Source organism: Streptomyces africanus, assembly GCF_002150735.1.
GTDB lineage: Bacteria > Actinomycetota > Actinomycetes > Streptomycetales > Streptomycetaceae > Streptomyces > Streptomyces africanus.
Genome location: NZ_MUKA01000413.1, coordinates 1 through 939, shown reverse-complemented (window position 1 = coordinate 939; position 939 = coordinate 1). Strand labels below are relative to the sequence as shown.

The 939-nt window shown below is 70.3% G+C and carries 2 protein-coding genes; both read right to left on the bottom strand.

Annotation, left to right across the window (positions count from 1 at the left end; all coding sequences use genetic code 11):
* Positions 1-462 (bottom strand): solute symporter family protein (locus CCL05_RS38065; RefSeq protein ID WP_425275972.1); only part of this gene is annotated, 462 nt, incomplete at its 3' end.
* The gene (locus CCL05_RS38060) at positions 459-914 is read right to left on the bottom strand and encodes a DUF485 domain-containing protein (RefSeq protein WP_086565196.1); all 456 of its coding nucleotides are present in this window, start codon (positions 912-914) and stop codon (positions 459-461) included. The genes CCL05_RS38060 and CCL05_RS38065, both read right to left, overlap by 4 nt.
* Between the last annotated feature and the right edge of the window lie 25 nt (positions 915-939).

Below are 939 nucleotides of genomic sequence, written 5' to 3'. Positions count from 1 at the left end.
GCCCCCGAGCAGCAGCGCCACCAGGCTGCCCGCGCCGACCATCTGCGCCACCAGATACAGAACGGACACGGTGACCGAGGAGGTTCCCGCCGCGATCCGTACCGGCCGCTCCCTCATCCGCGCCGCCACGACGTCGGCGAGCGTGAACCGGCCGCAGTTGCGGACCAGTTCGGCCACGAGGAACAGCACCACCAGCCAGGCCACGAGGAAGCCGACGACATAGAGCAACCCGTCGTAGCCGAACAGCGCGATGAGCCCGGTGACCCCGAGGAAGGAGGCGGCCGACATGTAGTCACCCGCGATGGCAAAACCATTCTCCATGGGCGAAAAGAGCCGCCCACCCGCGTAGAACTCCTCCGCCGAACCGCGCCGGTTACGGCTCACCCATGTCGTGATCGCCAGCGTGACCGCGACGAACCCGCTGAACAGGAGCAGCGCCAGCGTCTGGTGTTCATCCGTCACGAGACCCCGCCGTTCACGCCGCGCGTCAGCTCCTGGGTGTCCCAGCGCAGATCGAGCGCCGCCCGGTCCCTGCGCAGCCGCGCGTGCCGCGAGTAGCCCCACGTAAACAGGAACGTGGTCAGGAACTGCCCGAGCCCCGCCAGCAGCGCCACGTTCACCGCTCCCACGACGGGCCGGGCCATCAGCTCCGGTGCGGTCGTGGCAGCCACGACGTAGCCCACATACCAGGCGAAGAACGCCACGAAGGCCGGCACCACGAACCTCCGGTACTGCCGCCGCACCTGCTGGAAGGCCGCGCTGCGCTGCACCTCCAGATACACATCGGCCGCCGCGACCCCGGTCTCGCCCTCACCGCGTGCCGAGGGAACCACGGCCGGAGCCGGCACCCCGGCACCACCCGACTCGCCCCACCCGGAGGCGAGGGCGTCGTACCACGGATCGTCGTACCTCAGGTGTCCGGCCTCCTCGGCCGGGCCG